This window comes from Gimesia aquarii, assembly GCF_007748175.1.
Classification (GTDB): domain Bacteria; phylum Planctomycetota; class Planctomycetia; order Planctomycetales; family Planctomycetaceae; genus Gimesia; species Gimesia aquarii_A.
The window spans coordinates 1,714,119-1,732,735 of sequence record NZ_CP037422.1; the positions used below are offsets into that span (position 1 = coordinate 1,714,119).

18 protein-coding genes are annotated in these 18,617 nt (G+C 43.6%); 8 read left to right on the forward strand and 10 right to left on the reverse strand.

All coding sequences use genetic code 11. From position 1 onward, the window contains the following. Positions 1-19: 19 nt before the first annotated feature. Together purB and V202x_RS06780 are read right to left on the reverse strand one after the other, a co-directional pair. The gene (gene purB, locus V202x_RS06775; RefSeq protein WP_232098887.1) at positions 20-1,471 is read right to left on the reverse strand and encodes an adenylosuccinate lyase; all 1,452 of its coding nucleotides are present in this window, start codon (positions 1,469-1,471) and stop codon (positions 20-22) included. Between the two features lie 62 nt (positions 1,472-1,533). Next, positions 1,534-2,211: a metal-dependent transcriptional regulator gene (locus V202x_RS06780; RefSeq protein WP_232098888.1), complete on the reverse strand. Its 678-nt coding sequence runs from the start codon at positions 2,209-2,211 to the stop codon at positions 1,534-1,536. Positions 2,212-2,560: 349 nt separating this feature from the next. On the opposite strand from V202x_RS06780, the gene V202x_RS06785 reads away from it, so the two are divergent. Continuing rightward, complete coding sequence (locus V202x_RS06785) at positions 2,561-4,354, forward strand: hypothetical protein (RefSeq protein WP_145172413.1); 1,794 nt, start codon at positions 2,561-2,563, stop codon at positions 4,352-4,354. Next, complete coding sequence (locus V202x_RS06790) at positions 4,351-5,373, forward strand: hypothetical protein (protein WP_145172415.1); 1,023 nt, start codon at positions 4,351-4,353, stop codon at positions 5,371-5,373. The genes V202x_RS06785 and V202x_RS06790 overlap by 4 nt, the downstream gene beginning before the upstream one ends. Here the strand turns inward: V202x_RS06790 and V202x_RS06795 are convergent. After that, entirely contained in the window at positions 5,370-6,554 is a 1,185-nt protein-coding gene (locus V202x_RS06795) for a DUF1570 domain-containing protein (RefSeq protein ID WP_145172417.1), read from the reverse strand. The genes V202x_RS06790 and V202x_RS06795 overlap by 4 nt on opposite strands. Positions 6,555-6,827: 273 nt before the next feature. Between V202x_RS06795 and V202x_RS06800 the strand changes: the two genes are divergently transcribed. Next, positions 6,828-8,189, forward strand: a complete 1,362-nt coding sequence (locus tag V202x_RS06800) for a hypothetical protein (RefSeq protein WP_145172419.1) — start codon at positions 6,828-6,830, stop codon at positions 8,187-8,189. Positions 8,190-8,230: 41 nt separating this feature from the next. Here the strand turns inward: V202x_RS06800 and V202x_RS06805 are convergent, their stop codons facing one another. The 4 genes from V202x_RS06805 to V202x_RS27400 form a co-directional block, all read right to left on the reverse strand. Beyond that, positions 8,231-8,701, reverse strand: coding sequence for a SufE family protein (locus tag V202x_RS06805; RefSeq protein ID WP_232098889.1), 471 nt, complete (start codon positions 8,699-8,701; stop codon positions 8,231-8,233). Beyond that, on the reverse strand, positions 8,701-9,759 hold the full coding sequence (locus tag V202x_RS06810; RefSeq protein WP_232098890.1) for an Mrp/NBP35 family ATP-binding protein: 1,059 nt from the start codon (positions 9,757-9,759) through the stop codon (positions 8,701-8,703). Before V202x_RS06810 ends, V202x_RS06805 begins: the two co-directional genes overlap by 1 nt. Before the next feature lie 169 nt (positions 9,760-9,928). After that, the gene (locus V202x_RS06815; RefSeq protein ID WP_145172423.1) at positions 9,929-10,318 is read right to left on the reverse strand and encodes a hypothetical protein; all 390 of its coding nucleotides are present in this window, start codon (positions 10,316-10,318) and stop codon (positions 9,929-9,931) included. Between the two features lie 512 nt (positions 10,319-10,830). After that, positions 10,831-11,280, reverse strand: a complete 450-nt coding sequence (locus V202x_RS27400) for a hypothetical protein (protein ID WP_197993264.1) — start codon at positions 11,278-11,280, stop codon at positions 10,831-10,833. Between the two features lie 388 nt (positions 11,281-11,668). Between V202x_RS27400 and V202x_RS06825 the strand changes: the two genes are divergently transcribed. Further along, positions 11,669-12,004 (forward strand): hypothetical protein, encoded by a 336-nt coding sequence (locus V202x_RS06825; protein ID WP_145172425.1) that lies wholly within the window; start codon positions 11,669-11,671, stop codon positions 12,002-12,004. A gap of 214 nt (positions 12,005-12,218) precedes the next feature. Next, entirely contained in the window at positions 12,219-12,503 is a 285-nt protein-coding gene (locus V202x_RS06830; protein ID WP_145172426.1) for a DUF427 domain-containing protein, read from the forward strand. 25 nt (positions 12,504-12,528) lie between these two features. Here the strand turns inward: V202x_RS06830 and V202x_RS06835 are convergent, their stop codons facing one another. Beyond that, positions 12,529-13,803 carry a YkgJ family cysteine cluster protein gene (locus tag V202x_RS06835; RefSeq protein ID WP_145172427.1) on the reverse strand — a complete coding sequence of 425 codons (1,275 nt, stop codon included), beginning with the start codon at positions 13,801-13,803 and terminating at the stop codon, positions 12,529-12,531. A gap of 366 nt (positions 13,804-14,169) precedes the next feature. Here V202x_RS06835 and V202x_RS06840 point away from each other — a divergent pair, with 366 nt between their 5' ends. After that, positions 14,170-15,516 (forward strand): hypothetical protein, encoded by a 1,347-nt coding sequence (locus tag V202x_RS06840; RefSeq protein WP_145172429.1) that lies wholly within the window; start codon positions 14,170-14,172, stop codon positions 15,514-15,516. Positions 15,517-15,550: 34 nt separating this feature from the next. Here V202x_RS06840 and V202x_RS06845 read toward each other — a convergent pair whose 3' ends face one another. Then, positions 15,551-15,850 (reverse strand): hypothetical protein, encoded by a 300-nt coding sequence (locus V202x_RS06845; RefSeq protein ID WP_145172431.1) that lies wholly within the window; start codon positions 15,848-15,850, stop codon positions 15,551-15,553. A gap of 123 nt (positions 15,851-15,973) precedes the next feature. On the opposite strand from V202x_RS06845, the gene V202x_RS06850 reads away from it, so the two are divergent. Both V202x_RS06850 and V202x_RS06855 read left to right on the forward strand, forming a co-directional pair. Continuing rightward, the gene (locus V202x_RS06850; protein WP_145172433.1) at positions 15,974-16,435 is read left to right on the forward strand and encodes a hypothetical protein; all 462 of its coding nucleotides are present in this window, start codon (positions 15,974-15,976) and stop codon (positions 16,433-16,435) included. A 270-nt stretch (positions 16,436-16,705) separates the two neighbouring features. Then, on the forward strand, positions 16,706-17,941 hold the full coding sequence (locus tag V202x_RS06855; RefSeq protein WP_145172436.1) for an aminotransferase class V-fold PLP-dependent enzyme: 1,236 nt from the start codon (positions 16,706-16,708) through the stop codon (positions 17,939-17,941). 86 nt (positions 17,942-18,027) lie between these two features. On the opposite strand, the gene V202x_RS06860 is transcribed toward V202x_RS06855, so the two are convergent. Continuing rightward, entirely contained in the window at positions 18,028-18,225 is a 198-nt protein-coding gene (locus V202x_RS06860; RefSeq protein ID WP_144982679.1) for a cold-shock protein, read from the reverse strand. Positions 18,226-18,617 lie beyond the last annotated feature (392 nt).

The window sequence follows — 18,617 nt, forward strand, 5'->3', positions numbered from 1 at the left end:
CACCAAAGTCAAATCGATGCTATACCTTTAGATTCTCTGTACCCTGATTCAGATTGCTTTGATAACGCTGCCTGATTGGTTCGATGATTTCGGCAATGAACGCATCCACTTGTTCCGGTGCACGCCCGATATATTTTCGAGCGTCGAGCGCACTTTTCAGATCACAATCTTTGAAAGCAGGATCTTTTTGCAGGCGTTCGATCAAATCGTTTTGTCCGCCATTCACTTTCACTTCTGCACCAGCAGCCTGGCTATGAACCCGAATGAGTTCATGCAATTCCTGACGATCACCGCCAGCCGCAACGCCAGCCATTAGAAATTCTTCGGTCGCCATGAATGGGAGCTCTTCATTGAGATGTTTCTCAATCACTTTAGGATAAACAACCATCCCATCGACAATATTCCGATACAAAATTAATACAGCATCGATGGCCAGAAACGACTGAGGAAGAGACAGTCGCCGATTGGCACTGTCATCCAAAGTTCGTTCCATCCATTGAGTCGCAGCCGTATCTTCTGCGTTCGCGGTCAAGCTGATTGCAAACCGTGCCAGCGAACACATGCGTTCGGACCGCATCGGATTTCGCTTATAGGCCATTGCCGAGGAACCGATTTGTTTTTTCTCAAATGGCTCTTCCAGTTCTTTCCGGTTCTGCAAAATTCGAATGTCATTACCTGCTTTATGTGCTGACTGACCAATGCCACTCAACGTAGATAAAACTTGAGCATCCACTTTGCGCGAATAGGTTTGACCGGTCACTGCATAGCGATCACGGAAACCCATTTTTTCCGTCACGCGTCGATCCAGCTCATCCACTTTTGCATGATCGCCTTCAAAAAGTTGAAGGAATGTCGCCTGCGTTCCCGTAGTTCCTTTGACTCCTCGAAATCGGAGTTTTTCCAGACGATGTTCGATTTCTTCCAGGTCGAGGATCAGATCATAACACCAGAGTGTGGCCCGTTTGCCGATCGTCGTCGGTTGAGCCGGTTGTAAATGAGTGAACCCCAGACAGGGCAAATCACGATTCTCTTTAGCAAAACTAGCCAGATGATCAATCACCGAAATAAGCCTGGCTCGCACACACTCAAGACTTTCGCGAATCATAACCAGCTCGCTGTTATCAGTTACAAAACAACTGGTGGCACCGAGATGAATGATGGCCATCGAATCAGGACAACGGTCACCGTAAGTATGCACATGAGCCATCACATCGTGTCGCAGTTCTTTTTCGTACTTAGCGGCCAGCTTGAAATCAATATCGTCGACGGCTTCTTTTAACGATTGAACCTGTTCCGCTGAAACCCCGAGCCCCATTTCATGCTGTGACTCGGCAAGTGCGACCCATAATCTGCGCCAGGTGGAATGTTTTTTTTGAGCCGACCAAATCTGACTCATTTCCTGGGACGCATACCGAGTAATCAACGGATTCTCATAAATTAAATGACTCAATTTCTTCTCTTTCTTCAACACGGAGGAGTTTCCTCAAACTCCGTTATGGTAAATCAAAAATCCCTCTTATATATGAGGCATAATTAGTTATTCACAGGCACGACTCGAACATTCTCGGCAACATGCACACCCATTGAAATGACTTGACCATTCCATTCCGAGACAACAATTCCAGCTTCCACATTTTTTTCCGTGACGCTGCCTTGAGAACCAATGGTTAAGCCTGATCGGGATAGAAACCGCAAAAATTCTGTTTCTTGATCAGTCACCTGAACGATTTTGATCGGGATTCCGATTTGGCAATCAGATAAATTCGTCAGGTTGGGATAAGCACGCCGCATCTGCCCATCAATGGATGGAATCGGATCACCGTGTGGATCGGTCTCGGGAAATTCAAGATACTCATCAATACGATCTACAAGAAAATCACTGACGGCATGCTCCATATTCTCTGCTTCAGAATGAACCTGATCCCAGGAAAGTTTAAGTGTCTGAGCAAGGAACAGTTCGATTAACCGATGTCGTCTAAGCACACGGATCGCCATCTGTTTGCCGCTCTCCGTTAAACAGGCTCCCTCATAAGGACGATACTCAACGTGATCAGAATGCTTCAAGGTTTTAAGCATACTAGTCACCGTTCCGGGGGCCACATCCATATATTTGGCTAACTCACCGGTACTGATCCATTCTGAGTTCGATTGGAGGCTGATCTGTAAAATTGCCTTCAAATAATTCTCAACGGTTAAACTAGTGACATTCACAAAATCATCCTGCCTCATCAAACTATAAACCCTTTTATAATAGGGGCTTATTTGATTATGAAATGCATAATTACGATTTAAAAACGCACATGCGCTTCATTTATGTCTTTATCCTATCAACATCACAAATCACTTGGAATAAATATCCCCGCTCTATTCTGATGATAATTTCAAGCCTTTTATAGATAAATACTTACCACTTTTTCGTGGGCTCTCTCTGAATCATAGGTTTTCCCTGAATTCCGATACTTTGGGTGATGCTTGAACTCAGATTATGCCGATTTTACTGATTATACGGACTCCCCTAGATGCCCTTCTACCTTTGTCAAATTGCCATAAGGAAGGCTAGATGTTCTGCTGGCGCATATTTTGTTTTATGTTTTCGATCATGATCCTCTGTTCTGGATCATTGAGTGTCATTAATGCGCAAACTGAATTCCATGAAATCGACGGACAACCACAGAAGCAGACCGCGGTGATTGGACTACTAGGTGAATTTGCACATTGTGCTGCATATGAAGTTGCTGACCAAGACCTGCAATTGAACAAAGTGATCTCCAGAACAGGCGGATTGACCGCAAAGTCGTCGGGTATCGTTCGTATTATTCGCGGTGGACGCATCAGCCAAAATCTCTTTTACTCAGCAGATCAAGAGTTTCCACTGATGAATGGTGATGTGCTGCTTGCTATGAAATCATCTGCCAGAGTGATTGATGAAGTCTCAAACCAACAGTGGAACTACAATCAAAGAAATCAACAACAAGGATCACCAGAACTGATTCAAGTTGCCATAATCAACTTATTAAACCGTCCGATCGTATTTGGCCTGCAACCAGAAATAGCTGATCTGGCTAGTATCTTGCGCTGTTTGAATCAACCGATAGAAAAGTACCCACAAATCGCGCGAACCATTAAAGTGATTCCACCTCATCGGGGCAGGCACAAAGCTGCTTTCACAACAAATAAGCTGACAACCAAACTGGATACAGGCACGGTACTCGTTTTGAATGCCAAACAGAGCCTGGATCTCTCGTTGGTACCCAAATCCCTACCAGCCCCTATACAGTTACACGCAGAAGAATTTAATGTTCTCGCATCTCCCGCAAAGATGAATGCCCCTGTATCATTGCCTTTGGAGACATCACGTTTTCAACAAGTGCCCCCCGTGAAGAAAGACATTCAGGAAACGTTTCAAGGAGTAGCTCATCCAGAAAATATCCCGGGGGCTACAGAAGAACCCCGTCTTGAATTAGAAGATAAGCAGCTTCAACTCAATGGTCCTCTACTACAACAAACAACTGCGAATCTGGACTTTGATACCAAACCGAAAAAAACGCACGTTGAAAACAGGGGCCAAGAGCCAAAAGATCAATCAAAACAACAGGACAAAGAACTCACTGCCACCCCTACTGTTCCTGAAATGCATTTAAAGGCGGCACCCGCTCCTCCTGCCGAAGCAATCCAGGTTCTATCGGAGAATGATTTAATGAAACTTGAAGAGGCAGAATCGAAGGCTGGCTCTTCGTTCTGGTCTCATTGGAGCATATATCTCTTACTGACATTTGTTGGTGTTATCAGCTGGAGATTCTACCATAAAAAAACCAAAGCAAAACGTGATGCAGTAAAAGATGGTCAGCAACAAACAACAATGTCGCCTGAGTCAGAAGTAACTCTCGTTGCAAACTGGGAATCACTACCTCCATTACCGGAAAAATCTCTTCTGGAACAAATCCTGGAAAATAACCTCCCCATCATTGAAGAAACGCCTCAGATTCCGACCGACAACTTTATTTATGGACGTCACCAAACCAGATCCGCACGTATTGATCAACGAGAAACACTCAAAGGTCCTCATTTCAACAAACAAACAGATCGTGGATCAAAGATCCCAGTGAACGCTGAAGTACCAAATGCGGTCCCGGCAAAACCGCGTTCAGAGCGGGCAGAAAAAACATTGAAGACACCTGCGTTTCGATTTGACAGGCCTCATCCGGAAGCTTCAAAGTCTCCTGATGAAAATAGGGATTCTAAAAAAAGTTCTCGACCAGTCACTTCGAATCATCAGCCATCTGAAAAAGCAAACGAGACATCCGGGATACTCGATCGAGTATTGCAGGCTATGCAGGGAGTGATCCAAAAATGAGCACTTCATTGCATATTGGCTCAAACAGCCTCAGAACGTTGCAAAACGATTCCAACCAAAAATTAACGAGCCGATCGATTGATACCGCATATACCATCATGGAAGACACGAAAGAAAACCGTTTATTTCTTCAAAAACTCACAACCCCTTTTCTTTGTTGTGAAGACAGTTTGATTATTCCAGGAGAACACGCGTGCCAAATCGCACGGTTTTCGAATTTGCCTTTATATCCTCTTTTTTCGAAAGGAGAGTTGGTTTTAAACGACCCTGTCCACCGACAGTTACTCTCAACCTTGATCCAATCAATCCTTCCCAAATCAAAAAAAACTGGTGAGTATTGTTCCTTCATGACACCAGGGACTGATGCGACTTCATCTTTAAATAAGCTGGTCTCTCAATTGATTACATTGCAAGGTTATACTCCGTTAGCAACAAGTATTTCATTAGCGGCAGGCTTATCTGCGTTTCCTGCCATTTCGCGATTGTCAGGGTATGCAGTCTACCTCGGGCATTCTCATTCAGAAATTGGCTTAATTCATCAGAGCCGAATGGTGATCCAGCATTCTGCTCCTTATGGGAGTGAATGGATGGATGAGCAACTGGCTAATTCCTTAAAACTGTTTACCACAAATTCTGAAGGTCAGCAGGTTCCAGATACAGAGAAAGCCAAACTGAAACGACGCGACCCGGGAATTAATATCAGCCCTTTTCTTACCAATCACTCCGTGATCGCCAGCTGGTATGAGTCACTACTCGACAGCCTGTTAGACTATTTCGTCTTACAAATGGAAGCAATGCAACACTATCTTACCACGCTTGAGAAACTTCCCATCGTCTATCTGGGTGAGTTATCTCACATTGAAGGGTTCGGAGAATTCCTGGTGCATAATCTCTCTAACAGACAAGTTCGATTTGATTCTCAACAGGTAACTCATGTTCAAGACGAACAACTTTCGATCGCCCGTGGTGCATTGGTTGTATCTGCGATGGAACAGGATTTAGTAAGACCGGCTGCTTAATTCTGCTTAATTAGATCTTGAGCTAACTGATCCATGAATTTCAGATAGTCGACTTCCAGAGCTTGAAGATTCGTTTTAAATACGTTTTTGAAATCCTTCTCTCTGGCTTCAGGTGTGTATTTTTTCAGTGGATCACGTTGTGAGATCTGCTTCAGGTAACGTGCATACCGAGCAGGTCGTGTTTCCACCAGATAAAAGGTCAATGCCCATGCTTCTGCGTAAGCGTCAAATGTCGCTGAATGAAATAAAGCGTCTTCTCGAATGAATGACTGAAGTGAATCTTTTTTACGACGTTTTTGTGCATAATTTGTAAACCACAAAAGTCGATCTCGATTCACGCGCGAGATCGATTTGGCGCGACCACCCGTATGAGACCGCAATTCATCTGACTCAAATGTCGTCGCTAAACCTTCCACAACCCAGCGGGGATTATCACCAACCCGTGAGTGCAAGCCTGTATTAAATGCGACTTGATGCGTAGCTTCGTGGATAATTGTATCTCGTAACGCTTCCGTAATATTTTTACCACTATTCGAAACTCGCGAATAAATTAATTCGTTTTCATCTTGATGCTCTTGAAGGCCGGCAGATTTTGATGCAGTCCTTCGATCGAAGAGAGCAGTCCGATTCGTGTGTGGATGGTAATACCCCAGCAGACCTTGCCCAGTTCTGACATGGTCCTTCTTGCAATATTTGAAAAACTGATCCTGATCAGGAAAAATTACCGTCACCATCAAAAACTCAGGAGTTTTTACCTGATATCCACGCAAGGCAAAATAATGTGAAAACGATTGATACAATTCTTCAAATATCCCACCATAGGCTTTCGCCTTTCCTCTTGGTGCACAAATCAGATAATGACGAGTGGAGATGACTTCGAAAAAGGGGCCAAATTCTTCTTGTAACTGCAGCTTCATTTTATTTAATGGTAGCCTTTGGAATTCAGAAGAGACTCGTCGGAACGAAGTAACATCCTTTAAAGCAACCTCAGACAACTTGCCGGTCTGATCGACCATCCAACTGATATCATGATTGTGGGCAATTGATTTCCCAATGAATGTATCGTTTTTGGTTTTCATCTCGATGAGAGAAGGGGACTTAGCCAGCGCAGTTACGCCTGAAAAGGAAAAGAGACTCGCTCCCAGGAAACAGAGTGGAATGATACGAAAGCAGGTAAACATCAAGAGCACCTTTAGTCAGGAAACAGATTTGTCACTTCTCGCTAAATTTAAGTGTAATACCCGTTTCAGAGGGGGATTCGAGAAAATAATGTCTGCATCAAATCAGAGCGTTAAGAAGCAAGTATTGAAGTAGTAGTATCAATTATAATGAATACACTAATTGTGTTACCTGATCTTCCTGGTGTTTCCATGGCATATGAATCGGCTACAATATAATAGTGCTTCTTCAGGGAGCTTAATTCAAATCTATCTACTTGAGCTGGAAACCTTCTTGTGTCGCGTACCTGGCTTCATTTTGGAATTTCCTTTTTTTATCTGACATTTTTTTGGATGGTGGCGGAATCAAACGCTTTTGTCCAGAAACCAGAAATAACAAAAAAGGCTCAAATCAAGCAGCAGATTGCTCAGCTCATCAAAAAGCTGGATTCGAATCAGCGTGTTGTCCGGCAACAATCTGAAATAGAGTTAATCTCGTTGGGAAAACCGGTTCTGACTTTACTGCCCCCACCAGAACTTGTTTCCAGTAATTCTGTTCGAGACACTCTCCAACGTGTGCGCGAGCAGATTGAAAAGCGGGTTGCAAAAGATTCCATTCAGGCCTCGACCGTTAATTTAACAGGCAAACATTCACTCAAGAAAATTTTCATGAAAATCACTGAGCAAACCGGGAACCAGCTTGATGTGGCTAGATTATCGAATGCTCTTTTAAACGCAAAGATGGACGTCAACTTTGTCGACTGCCCTTTCTGGGAAGCCATTGACGATCTCACTCGAAAACGATACCTGACTTACCAAATTAATAGTTCGAATGGATATTTGGAATTCAATCAGGTTCGCCAGAATCAGCCGAACCCATCAGTAGAACTAACTCATGTCTACTACAGCGGACCTTTTCGGATTGAGATCGAAAAGGTGCTCAGACGACCTCTCGTAGGCAACACAAGCCGAGAACTGTTGCGAGCCACATTTTTGATTCAGGTTGAACCACGTTTAAGACCTTTATTTCTGAGTTACTCATCTAGTGAATTAGAGGCAAAAGGGAACAAGACACACAAGCTTCCCCCTTTTAATCCCCACGCGAAATATGAGCTTCCTCTGGGAGAAGGGGGTAAAAATTTAAAATTTTCGATGCAATGGATCTTGGATCGCAATCAACTTCCAAAGACCATTGAGATTCAGGGACGGCTAAAAATGGAACTGGCGGCTGAAACTCTGCCAATTACCTTTGATCATCTTTCACGGTCAAAGGGAGCACTTCGCCGACGGGGAAATATTTCCGTCGAATTGATTGATGCAAAGAGCATGAAACATGATTCCAAACAGAATCTGAATGTTCGCATAGCTTTGAGCTATGACTATAGTGGCCCTGCTTTCGAATCACATCGAACATGGATTTACCACAATCGAGCGTTTCTACAGAACTCGCAAGGTAAAAAGTATTGGTTGAACGGATCATCTCAAACCACTTTGGAAAGCACGGGAAAGATTAGCGTGCTGTATCAATTTACTGATTTACCGCAAGCAGAGACAAGTTACCAATTCACTTATCTGGCTCCAACCCTGATTACTTCAGCTCCTATTGATTTCCACTTTGAAGCGATCCCACTTCCAGGAAAGAACGTTGTCGATGATTAATCACAGATCACGTACTGAATTCCTGACGAGATAGTAGATTATTAAGTTTGACCAGACAGCATTTTTGCTTCCTGCTGAACTCGCTCAACCATCCCAAACAGACCATTTTTTCTTTGAGAGCTAAGATATTTATCTAGCTGTAACTCAGAAAAATACTGTTTCACATCGATGTTCAGGACTTCTTCCGGTGTTTTACTATTATAAATTGCAAGTAGAACAGCAATTAATCCTTTGACAATTAATGCATCGCTGTCCGCATTAATCTCCAGGACCTTTTGGTCTCCGACCTGTTTTAGATCTGTGGTAAGCCAGACCATACTCTGACATCCATGCACACGGTTCGCCTCCGTTTTTTCTGAATCGGGCATGGCAGGAAGTTCAAATCCCAGATCGATCAGAAAATCGCAACGCTCTTCCCAATCGGCGAGATGCTTAAATTCCTCTAATAGTTCTTCAATGCTAATCATTTTAGTTGTCAAATTATGTGTTGTTGAATTTGGTTTTAGAGCCACTAGAGAATTTCCAAAGGTGGTCGAGTGGGATTCGTGATCAGATTACGGGCAATTTCAATAGCCACGTTTTCAGCAACCTTGAGTAAATGTGCTTGCGCTTCCGAATCATCTTCTACTAATTGAGAAATGTTTCCCGAATCAGATTTGATGCGGATTTCTGCATTCATGGGGATCTCTCCCAGGAAGGGAATCTCTAATTCTTCGCCTTTCGCTTGGGCACCTCCCTGTCCAAATACCTCACCAGACATATTCTCGATGATTCCTAAGACTGGAATTTTTACCTGACGAAACATTTGCACTGCTTTTACTGCGTCTAACAAAGCCACTTGTTGAGGAGAGCAGACAATCACTGCACCTGCCAATTCAAGCAATTGAGACAATGTTAACGAGACATCACCTGTTCCAGGAGGCATATCAATAATCAGATAGTCGAGTTCTCCCCATTCTGTATCCTGCAGGAACTGTGTGATCGCTTTGTGCAACATTGGTCCCCTCCAGATGACAGCTTGATCGGGCTCGACAAAAAATGCCATCGACATCACCTTCAAACCATTCGCCTCAACTGGAACGATGCGAGTCATGGTCTGGCCATCTTTTCCTTGAAACTCCTGTGCCATCGGCTTTTCGCTAGTACCCACCAAATGCGGGATACTAGGGCCGTAAACATCAGCATCAACCAAGCCCACACGAGCACCAAATTGCTTGAGGCTATAAGCCAAACTCGCCGCCACCGTGCTTTTGCCAACACCCCCTTTACCGGCACCCACAGCAATAATATTTTTCACATTAAGTCCCAGTCGTCCTCCCGACTGTTTGCCTTTGATATCGGTGGTATATTCCACATTCACATCTTGACATTCGGGGAACTGTTCTTGAATCGTATTTTGAATCAGCTCTGATAATTCGGATTCTAATGGGTAAGAAGGAACAGGTAATTCAATCTGCACATGAACCTGACCAGAATCGCCGACCGTTGTTTCTTTCAAAAATCCTGAAGACGATAAAGATTTCTCAAATACCGGATCCATAAGATCGTTCAGACAACTTTGTAAATTCATTTCATTTATTTCAGAATTACTCATCAGTTTGATGTACTTTCCAATAACGACATTATTGATCCGTGTTTCAAGAAATCTCAGTTCATTCTATACAACCTGAAAATGCAAGATAAAAAAACTGAACGATCTGAAGCATGAATATTGATTAGTGAAAATGAATCGTTCGAGATTACGATGTCGATCTTGATGTTGTTGCTCCCAAATGCCATCGACACATTTTTGCAATTCTCTCCGGTTCCAAACTACCTGTTTGCAAATGAAAGACTCCCAACTCTCGGAGTGCCCATTCCAGATTTTGGAGAGGTTCTTCCGAGAAAATGATGACAGGGAACGAGACTCTAGCTGACAGGCACCTTTGTAAAAACTGCAAACAAATTTGCTTACTAATACTCAGGTTAATAACTACAACGAGTTCTGCCTGGTTTTCCTTAAGACATTGCTGAAACAAATTGGACTCAGAGGAAAATCCACGAATGCTCCAATCGGTCTCCTTTTCAAATTGCCATTGAAGCTCAGACCCAATGTGTGTCCGCTCTTCAAGAACAAACACTTTTCTCATACAACACCATTAAAATTAAACATATGACCACATAAAACCTGCCTATTTCATTTGCATTGTGTGACTTTATCTCAATCCTATACATGCCTCACTTGAATACAACTCATTCGAGGACTCAGGAAGGACTACTAAGTCGGATTTTTTATGAATTCCAGATTTGAGGCGAAAGTAGCTATTTCTAAGGGATCTAAAATATACAAACAGACACAAGTAATTCTGCTAAAGAATGAAGTGATGGCACTCCCTGGTCACTGCCACAAACAAAGTGACCTCATAATCGATATAAGCGACCTTTCAGGACCCACTTTGGGGGAAGACACGACAATTTTGTGTTTATTCAAGGACTATTGGGCAATTATCGCCGAAAAGATAATCAGGTTTACCTTTTTAATTACGTGAGGCTATGGACTCTCAGGTTGATCGGGAAACCTCACCTGAATCAACCATGACAGAGTACCTCACGACCGTCCACGAAGCGAATCCTTGGAGATTGCCTAAATGAAATTGTTAAGTTATGTTGCCGCCGTTGCGGTTGTTTGTTGTGCTGGCGTATCTGCTGAAGCTGCTAGCTTCCTTGGTAAAGGATGCTGTGCTCCTGCTCCTACATGCTGTGCCCCAGCTCCTAAAACTTGTTGCGCTCCTGCTCCTAAGTGTTGTGCACCAGCTCCCAAAACTTGCTGTGCTCCTGCACCTAAGACTTGCTGTGCTCCAGCTCCTAAGACCTGCTGCAACACATGTGATAACTCATGCTGTGGTCGTAAAAAACTGTTCAGAGGAAACTTCATGAACCGTTGCAAAGACCGTTGCGGAAAGATGTTCAATCGTTGCAAAGATCGTTGCCGTAAAGTAAAAATTCGTTGCTGCAAGCACAAGTCTCGAAGCTGCTGTGCTCCAGCTCCTACTTGCTGTGCACCAGCTCCAAAGCCAACTTGCTGTGCTCCAGCTCCAAAGTCTTGCTGCAACTAATTCGAATTTGAGGAACTTCTGCAATCCCAAGACAACACTAAATGGGATTGGCCAATCAGGTCCGAAAGGCAGCTTCCAGTATCGTGAACGTCAAGTCCGAGGGAATTTTTCCCTCGGACAGACTTCTCAACACGAAAGTTTTTTTGAAGCTTAGAATTGAACAACAGGAATTCCTTTTTTTTTGAGAATTTGCACTTGGTAGCTATAAAAATTAAAAATGATGTCTCTCTTTTGGAGAAACATCATTTTTTTATGCGCAGTCAAATAATAGCGTTCTTTTAAAAGCGGCGCTCTTTCATTTGTTATCAAAACGTTTTAGACTCATTTTACAGATTAAAGAAGGTGGTAACATCCGAACAAAATCACCCTTGTGAACATGATTCTATGAAAATTGATGATTTACTTAAACGATTTCAATGGGAACAAATCCCCAACACAAATGGTCGTTTTACTCTCAGCCAGCAAGAGACACTGCTCTCGGTCGAAGCACTTCTCGGTTCTGAAGAAGTGGAAATCAAGCAGTACCCATCTGCCCACCCCCAGGAAATGATTCATGTCGTCGAACTCGAAGACGGTGGTTTGATCTGCTATGAGCGAAAAGACGCTTCATTTCTCCACACTTTAAATTCTCAAAATATGTTCAAAAGGAAGCAGTGGGAGTTAGGCATCATCTCCTTCAGCCCACGACAAGTTCCTGATGACAGTCAACAAGATTCTTAAGATGAGGATCACGATTGTCTATTCACGACTCAGTGCTGTTATCTGATTTAAAAATTTAATTCGTATTTTTTTTAAAGAGCAACCTTATTTTTAAAAAAATTCGATAGCATTCAAATCAAACTTAGCTAGTATAGTCTTGGGCAACCTCGTTAAACATCTATTCTCAAGTCGTTTATTAGTATCATTATTTGAATCTAATAATGAGGAGTTCAGTGTGCCCAAAGCGATTTGGAATGAGGCTGTCTTAGTTGAATCTGATGACGTCATTACCATAGATGGGGATATCTATTTTCCCCTGGAGTCAGTAAATAGTAATTTTCTCAAGAAGAGTTCGTCTACTTCTACCAGTCCTTATAAAGGTAAAGCTTTCTTTTATGACGTGATTGTGAACGACAAGATGAACCGTGATGCCGCCTGGTATTATTTAGAGCCTGAGCAAGAGTACGAGCAACTTAAAAATCGGATTGCCTTCTGGAAAGGCATCGAACTACAGCAATAACCTTCAATCGAATTCAGACTGTTAATTACAGTCCATACCAGGTGATCAACTTCTTGATATCCTGAGAACGAGATAGATTCCGTACTCGGCTACGGAAATGAGGCATACCGAATACAGGTGAATAACCGTGGTGATGGTCCGCAATGGCCATGGCTTCATTCACATCTTCTACCTGTAAAGTTGACCTGCCTTCACTGACAGCGATCCAACGCGCGATCCACATAATCGCCGGGAACATCAGTGCCAAATGGTAAAATCCTTCGACAAAAGGAATGTCGTAATAAGCCGCTCCCAAAAAATGTAGTCCCTGAATTTTCACGCGGTAATAGCGGGCAAATAGTTTTTCAGACTCTGACGGCAATGCTCCAAACGATTCCTCTAATTGTGAGAAAGGAACGGCTGCAAATCGATCCTGTAAACAGGGAATATTACCTTTTCCTAAAGTGAATTTCAGGGCTGAGCGAAATAACGATAAACGTCTTATTAACCCCCGGGAAGCTTCTGCATAGGTATCTTTCCTTGCGTATTGTGCCGCCAGTAAGCGGAATTGAATTCCTCCCAACCTGCTGATCGGAGTTCTGCTTAATTCCAGATCTCCCGGATACTCCTGCACGATCGCCTGACTGATCAACGAAAGAAACTCATCCAGGCGTTCTCCTCGAATGGTCTCAAACCGTGATTGCTCTATTAACTCCACCCAGGCAAGTGCACGCAACAGGTTGATTAAAAATCGCGTTTCTGATGACTGGAATAACTGGCTTAATGAGCCAACAACTTTTAATGTGTCCGGCCACCCAAGAGATTCTTTCGCGGTGAGGCGGGGAGGCGGTGGTGTTTTTCGGCGTTTGGGGAGAACCTGATCTACGATTTTTCGAATCTCGGTAGATTGTTGATCAACTCGCTTACCAAGATTGGAGACCACAGAAGGACAACTGAATCGTAAACTAACGGCGATATCATTACCTGCCGGATGAAAAGCGTAGGGATACACCTGACATGCCAATGGTTTCGCCGGCTCGCCAAACTTGGCGTGGATGCGGCATAAGCCCTTTTCGTCAAGAAAAATGCAGGAACCATCCTCCTGATGAGCCAGTCGATAGCGATTACTGACAGGTGAAAGCCCTATCTTCACAAAGACAGGCTGGCCTGTGGGAATCGATTCATCCTGATCCCAACGCTGTTTTTCAATCCGCTCTTTTTCTTCTGTTGTGATTTCGATCTCATGTTGCCTGCAACAACCAGCACAACTGTGGCAGTTCCAGTTTTGGATCGTAGGGAGTTTTAATTGAGGGGCTGGCATACAAATTCTTAATGAAAACACTTTTCTGTGGAAATAAGGCTTATACTTATTGTAAAGATTACAAAAACGAAACGCAAAGTCACTGTTCTAGCGAACTTTCTGGTCAAGATTTCTCAGGGAGGGGAGAGAATCCCATTTTCGGTATAGACATATATTGAAGATTCTCTAAAATCCCGCACGCTTACTGAAACAAGACTGTTTTTGTATTCGTCTCCCCGCAGAGACATATTCACATCAATCCCCGCTGTATGTGAAGCAAAAATGTTCGAACCACACGTTTCAGTTAGCACCTGTCCCTGGATTTTTCCCTTTCTGTAGATCACCAATCTCTTCCGGGAAATCACTTGGAACTTTAAGGACCCTATCATGTCTGTACGATTTCTATTCAACATCAGCTGGTGCGCTCTGTTGGGCTGCACGATTTCCGGGTGTTACTCTTACCATCAGTATCCTTACGGTGGTACCTATCCCGGCCCTTACGGATCACCAGGGCCTTATGAGATGGGGCCTGGAACAGTCGCGCCAGGTAGTATTCCACCTGGAAACTATCCTGTGCAGCCCGATCTTGGTCAGCCAGTACCTCCACCTCAAGGCTCATCTATACCTTCAGGTTCTGACAATAATGGAGGCGCTTTCCCCAGCAACACAAATTACGATGGTGTTGATACCCAGTGGAAACAACCAATCAATAGTACTCCGAGCGCAGGAACCAATAGCCAGCCTCCCTTTGGTGCTAATCCAACAGCGTCTGGAAATAACTCAAACCCCAGTAGAGGATTAAATAGCAAGGGAGCAGTTCCCAGCTATGAAGACCCCAATCAGAATTTTGGCACCCCACTCACTCCCGATAATGAATTCCCCGCAAATAACAATAATACATTTCCAAACAATGCCGATAATCAATTCGAAAGTAATCAGAATCCTCAACCAATTGGTACGGATTCAACACAAATGAAGGATCAATTCGCTCCCAGCGAAAATGATCAATTCAAACAAAATGACAACTCGGGGTTTAGCGTTCCACAACCTGTGCAACAGCAAAGTTTCGAAAGCAGCAGTGATGCTTTTAATGAAAACCCCGCCGAATTTAAAGAGAATCCCAGCGACAGTTTTAATAGTCCCCCCAGCGATAGTTTTAATGCGAATCCGAATGATAGTTTTGAAGCAAATCCCCAAAACAGCAGTCCCGATTTCGGAGCGCCCATCAACAGTTTTCCAGAAAACAATAATGATGCTGCCTTTGGTCCCAACAGCAGTTCACTGATGAAACCCTCTTCAAACAAAGTCAGCCATGCAAATCACCAAACTCCCGCATCTGGACCTCAACTCGTAAAATCAGATCCCTTTCTGACTCCTGCGAAATTCCAATCGGCTTCTTTTGAGTCACCAGCAAAGAACTCCCACTTACAAACTTCAGCCGCTAAATCTCCTTCTCCGTTCAATTATGACAAACAACACTATCGCTGGTTACGAGGTATTGTGGAATATGATGAGCAGGAAAAAAGCTGGAATATCACTTATAACGCGACCCCCGATCGCACAGATAAATTTGGTGGCAACATTGTAATTGTCGATGCTCAAGGGAAATTGAACCGCTTTACGAATGGAGATGTTGTGCTTCTGGATGGTCACATTGATGGCTCTCAACAAGACAAAATGGGAAAACCCTGCTATCGAATTTCCAAAGCACAGAGATTGATTCCCAAAAAATAAAGAACTATGCCAATCATCATTTGTCGTTATCAATCTAAACACAACTGTCGTTGACAATATTCACGACTTGAAATCCCGTTGTATTTAATCCCTGAAAAACAGGGATTTTTTTATTGCTTGACACGGCCGTCCCTCCCCTTAAACTGCGCAATCTGCGTCGCGCGCGTGGAACTGATATTTTCCCGCTGAACAGTTCCGTACCTGTTGTTTTAAGCATCATAAAATCGACTGTTTTTTGACGCTCGGAATCTGAACACGGCGAATGCGTTTCGAATGTATCGTATCGATTCGTGATATCTTCAAACGCGATCGACCACATATGAAGTCGCTTCATTATCCGCTCGTGCAGCTTCAGCGTTGCTTCACACAACAAACACTGCTTGACCCCCTCACGCCGTTTCGCATTATAGGCACTGTTAGAAAAACAGATCCTCCATAAATACAGGAAATCGAATTCATGACTGAACCTACTCAAAAGCCAAAGCGGAATATCTCGAAAGAACAACAGATTCAACTCGTTCGTCTGATCAAGAAAATGTTGGGGATGGCAAAATACACATCTGAAATTAAAAAAGCAGTACAACAAAAGTACGGCCTTTCGACTCGATCGGTGCAACGATATATCACACGGGCACGCCGCGAAATGGTTAAACATACAAAAATTTCTATCGAAGACCATGTGGCAGAAGCCTACTATTTTTATCGAGGTATTCTGACTGATGAAAACTCCACTCAGCGCGATCGTCTTCGCGCCCGTGAACGCATTGATAAATTACTGGGGCTGGATAGTCCCACACGAACGCACAAAAAAGAACTTCATCTCGATCTGACACCAGCACAAATACAAGCGATGTCTGATGAAGAACTCGAAAAAACGTATCAACTTTTATGCAATGAAGCATCAACCGATTCTAGATGATAGAATCTGACTGCTGTAGCTGAAAATTGAGCAGTATCTAGGAACACTCTCAGCTCGCCTAGTTCAAGTACAATTTGAAGCTTTAACAACATCGGACGACCTGAACTTTGTATCGCTGTTTCGTGTCATCAGCTTATCCAACCGAATTCATTTTAAACTGAGTTTAGTGAAGCAGACTGCTTTTACGGGGAACCCTTTTCATTATGAGGTTTCGTGCTAAAATTCAAATAGAATATTAATTTCGTACTCTAAAGACTGAAACAACAAATCATGGTTGCCAATATCACTTCAATTCGGCACGATTTTCCGATTCTCAATACAAAACTTCCCAACGGGCAGCATCTCGTTTATCTGGATAGTGGTGCTTCGGCACAGCGCCCTCAGGTTGTCATTGATAAAATATCCGAAATTTATGAGCACTATTACTCCAACGTGCACCGTGGCGTGCATCAACTGGGAGATCGGGTTACTACAGAAATGGAGGCCGCTCGCGCTCGCGTCCAAACATTTATCGGCGCGAGTTATCCGGAAGAGATTATTTTTACTTCCGGCACAACCATGTCCATCAACCTGGCCGCCCAGACTTGGGGACGTCATCACTTAAATGCGGGTGATGAAATTATTCTGAACGAAATGGAACATCACGCCAACTTTGTCCCCTGGCAGGCCATAGCCAAAGAACGTAACGCCACTTTAAAGTTCATTCAACTCACACCAGACGGACGGCTTGACCTGGAACATTATCACTCACTGCTTTCTTCTAAAACCAAAATGGTCGCCGTCACTGGTATGTCAAACATGTTGGGAACCATAAATCCGGTGGAAGAAATGGCACAGCGCGCTCATGAAGTTGGTGCATTGATTTTCGTCGACGGCGCCCAAAGTGTTCTGCACCAACCTGTGAATGTCATTGAGAGTGAAATCGATTTCCTTGCCTTTTCCGGACACAAATTGTTCGGCCCTTCGGGGATCGGTGTGTTATATGGACGCAAGGCGCTTCTGGAAACATTACCTCCCTTCCTGTTCGGTGGAAATATGATCTCCGAAGTTCACTGCGATCATTCCAGCTGGGCCAACATCCCTGCTCGTTTTGAAGCGGGTACGCCTCCCATAGCTGAAGCCATCGCTTTAGGAACTGCCATCGATTATGTCTCGCAACTCGGATTCGACACGATCCAGGAGCAGGAGTATCTTCTCAGTCAGTATGCGCTACAAAAACTACAAGAAGTACCTGGCCTGCAAATTTATGGTCCTCAGGAACTGGAAATGAGAGGCGCCATTTTCAGTTTCAATATTGAAGGTGCTCATCCGGAAGATCTGGCCACACTGTTAGACCGCAAAGGGATCGCTGTCCGGCATGGCCATCATTGCACGATGCCCTTGCATCAATGGTTGAACATCACAGCCAGCGTTCGCGCCAGTCTGACATTTTATAATACGACCGAAGAAATCGATGTGCTGATCGATGCGCTCGAATTTGCCAGAAAACGGCTTCGACTTGCTTGAACGATTTATGAACAGTCACTGATAAAGCCAATAAAAAAAGCCGACGAGGTTTCGTCGGCTTTTTGTCTCTTGTACGGGCTGAGAGCTTAGATAGGTTTTACGTTCTCTGCTCTTGGACCTTTTTCTCCACGTCCTTCTGTGAAAGAAACACGTTGACCTTCATAGAGTTGCTCGAATGTGATTCCTTCGAGGTTTGAAGAGTGGAAGAACAAGTCTCCGCTACCTTCAGTGTCGATAAATCCGAAGCCTTTTTGTGTCACTTTCTTGATCGTACCTTCTGCCATCTTAATTCCGATTCCTAAAAAATAAATGTGTCTCTGCGGAATCCCCCGATAAAACTGATTTCAGGCTACTCAACCACAGGAGGATCATTCTAACGGGCGGCATCAATAAAACAAGCAGGTTCAGTAAATTGGTACGACAGAACACACACATTAAGATACTCAAAACACCATTTAGCCTATTTTAAGAGCAAACTCAGCCGCAAAAAACTTTGGATGAAAATTCTGTTTTTCTCTGGCTTTTAGGAATAATCACAATCTTGTTCGTGACGAAGACCTGTTTTCAGAGAACTGATCGACTCTGAAAAAAATTTGCTGAACAGTAAAGAATCTTAAAATTCACACAAGAATAGTGTCATTACAAATCAATTTTGATCTAAATGTTTCGGATCGCA

Coding starts and splice junctions, on each gene's coding strand:
- V202x_RS06785 (WP_145172413.1), top strand. CDS start 2,561: ATGTTCTGCTGGCGCATATTTTGTTTTATGTTTTCGATCATGATCCTC.
- V202x_RS06790 (WP_145172415.1), top strand. CDS start 4,351: ATGAGCACTTCATTGCATATTGGCTCAAACAGCCTCAGAACGTTGCAA.
- V202x_RS06795 (WP_145172417.1), bottom strand. CDS start 6,554: ATGTTTACCTGCTTTCGTATCATTCCACTCTGTTTCCTGGGAGCGAGT.
- V202x_RS06810 (WP_232098890.1), bottom strand. CDS start 9,759: ATGAATTTACAAAGTTGTCTGAACGATCTTATGGATCCGGTATTTGAG.
- V202x_RS06815 (WP_145172423.1), bottom strand. CDS start 10,318: ATGAGAAAAGTGTTTGTTCTTGAAGAGCGGACACACATTGGGTCTGAG.
- V202x_RS06825 (WP_145172425.1), top strand. CDS start 11,669: ATGAAAATTGATGATTTACTTAAACGATTTCAATGGGAACAAATCCCC.
- V202x_RS06835 (WP_145172427.1), bottom strand. CDS start 13,803: ATGCCAGCCCCTCAATTAAAACTCCCTACGATCCAAAACTGGAACTGC.
- V202x_RS06840 (WP_145172429.1), top strand. CDS start 14,170: ATGTCTGTACGATTTCTATTCAACATCAGCTGGTGCGCTCTGTTGGGC.
- V202x_RS06845 (WP_145172431.1), bottom strand. CDS start 15,850: ATGAAGCGACTTCATATGTGGTCGATCGCGTTTGAAGATATCACGAAT.
- V202x_RS06850 (WP_145172433.1), top strand. CDS start 15,974: ATGACTGAACCTACTCAAAAGCCAAAGCGGAATATCTCGAAAGAACAA.
- V202x_RS06855 (WP_145172436.1), top strand. CDS start 16,706: ATGGTTGCCAATATCACTTCAATTCGGCACGATTTTCCGATTCTCAAT.
- V202x_RS06860 (WP_144982679.1), bottom strand. CDS start 18,225: ATGGCAGAAGGTACGATCAAGAAAGTGACACAAAAAGGCTTCGGATTT.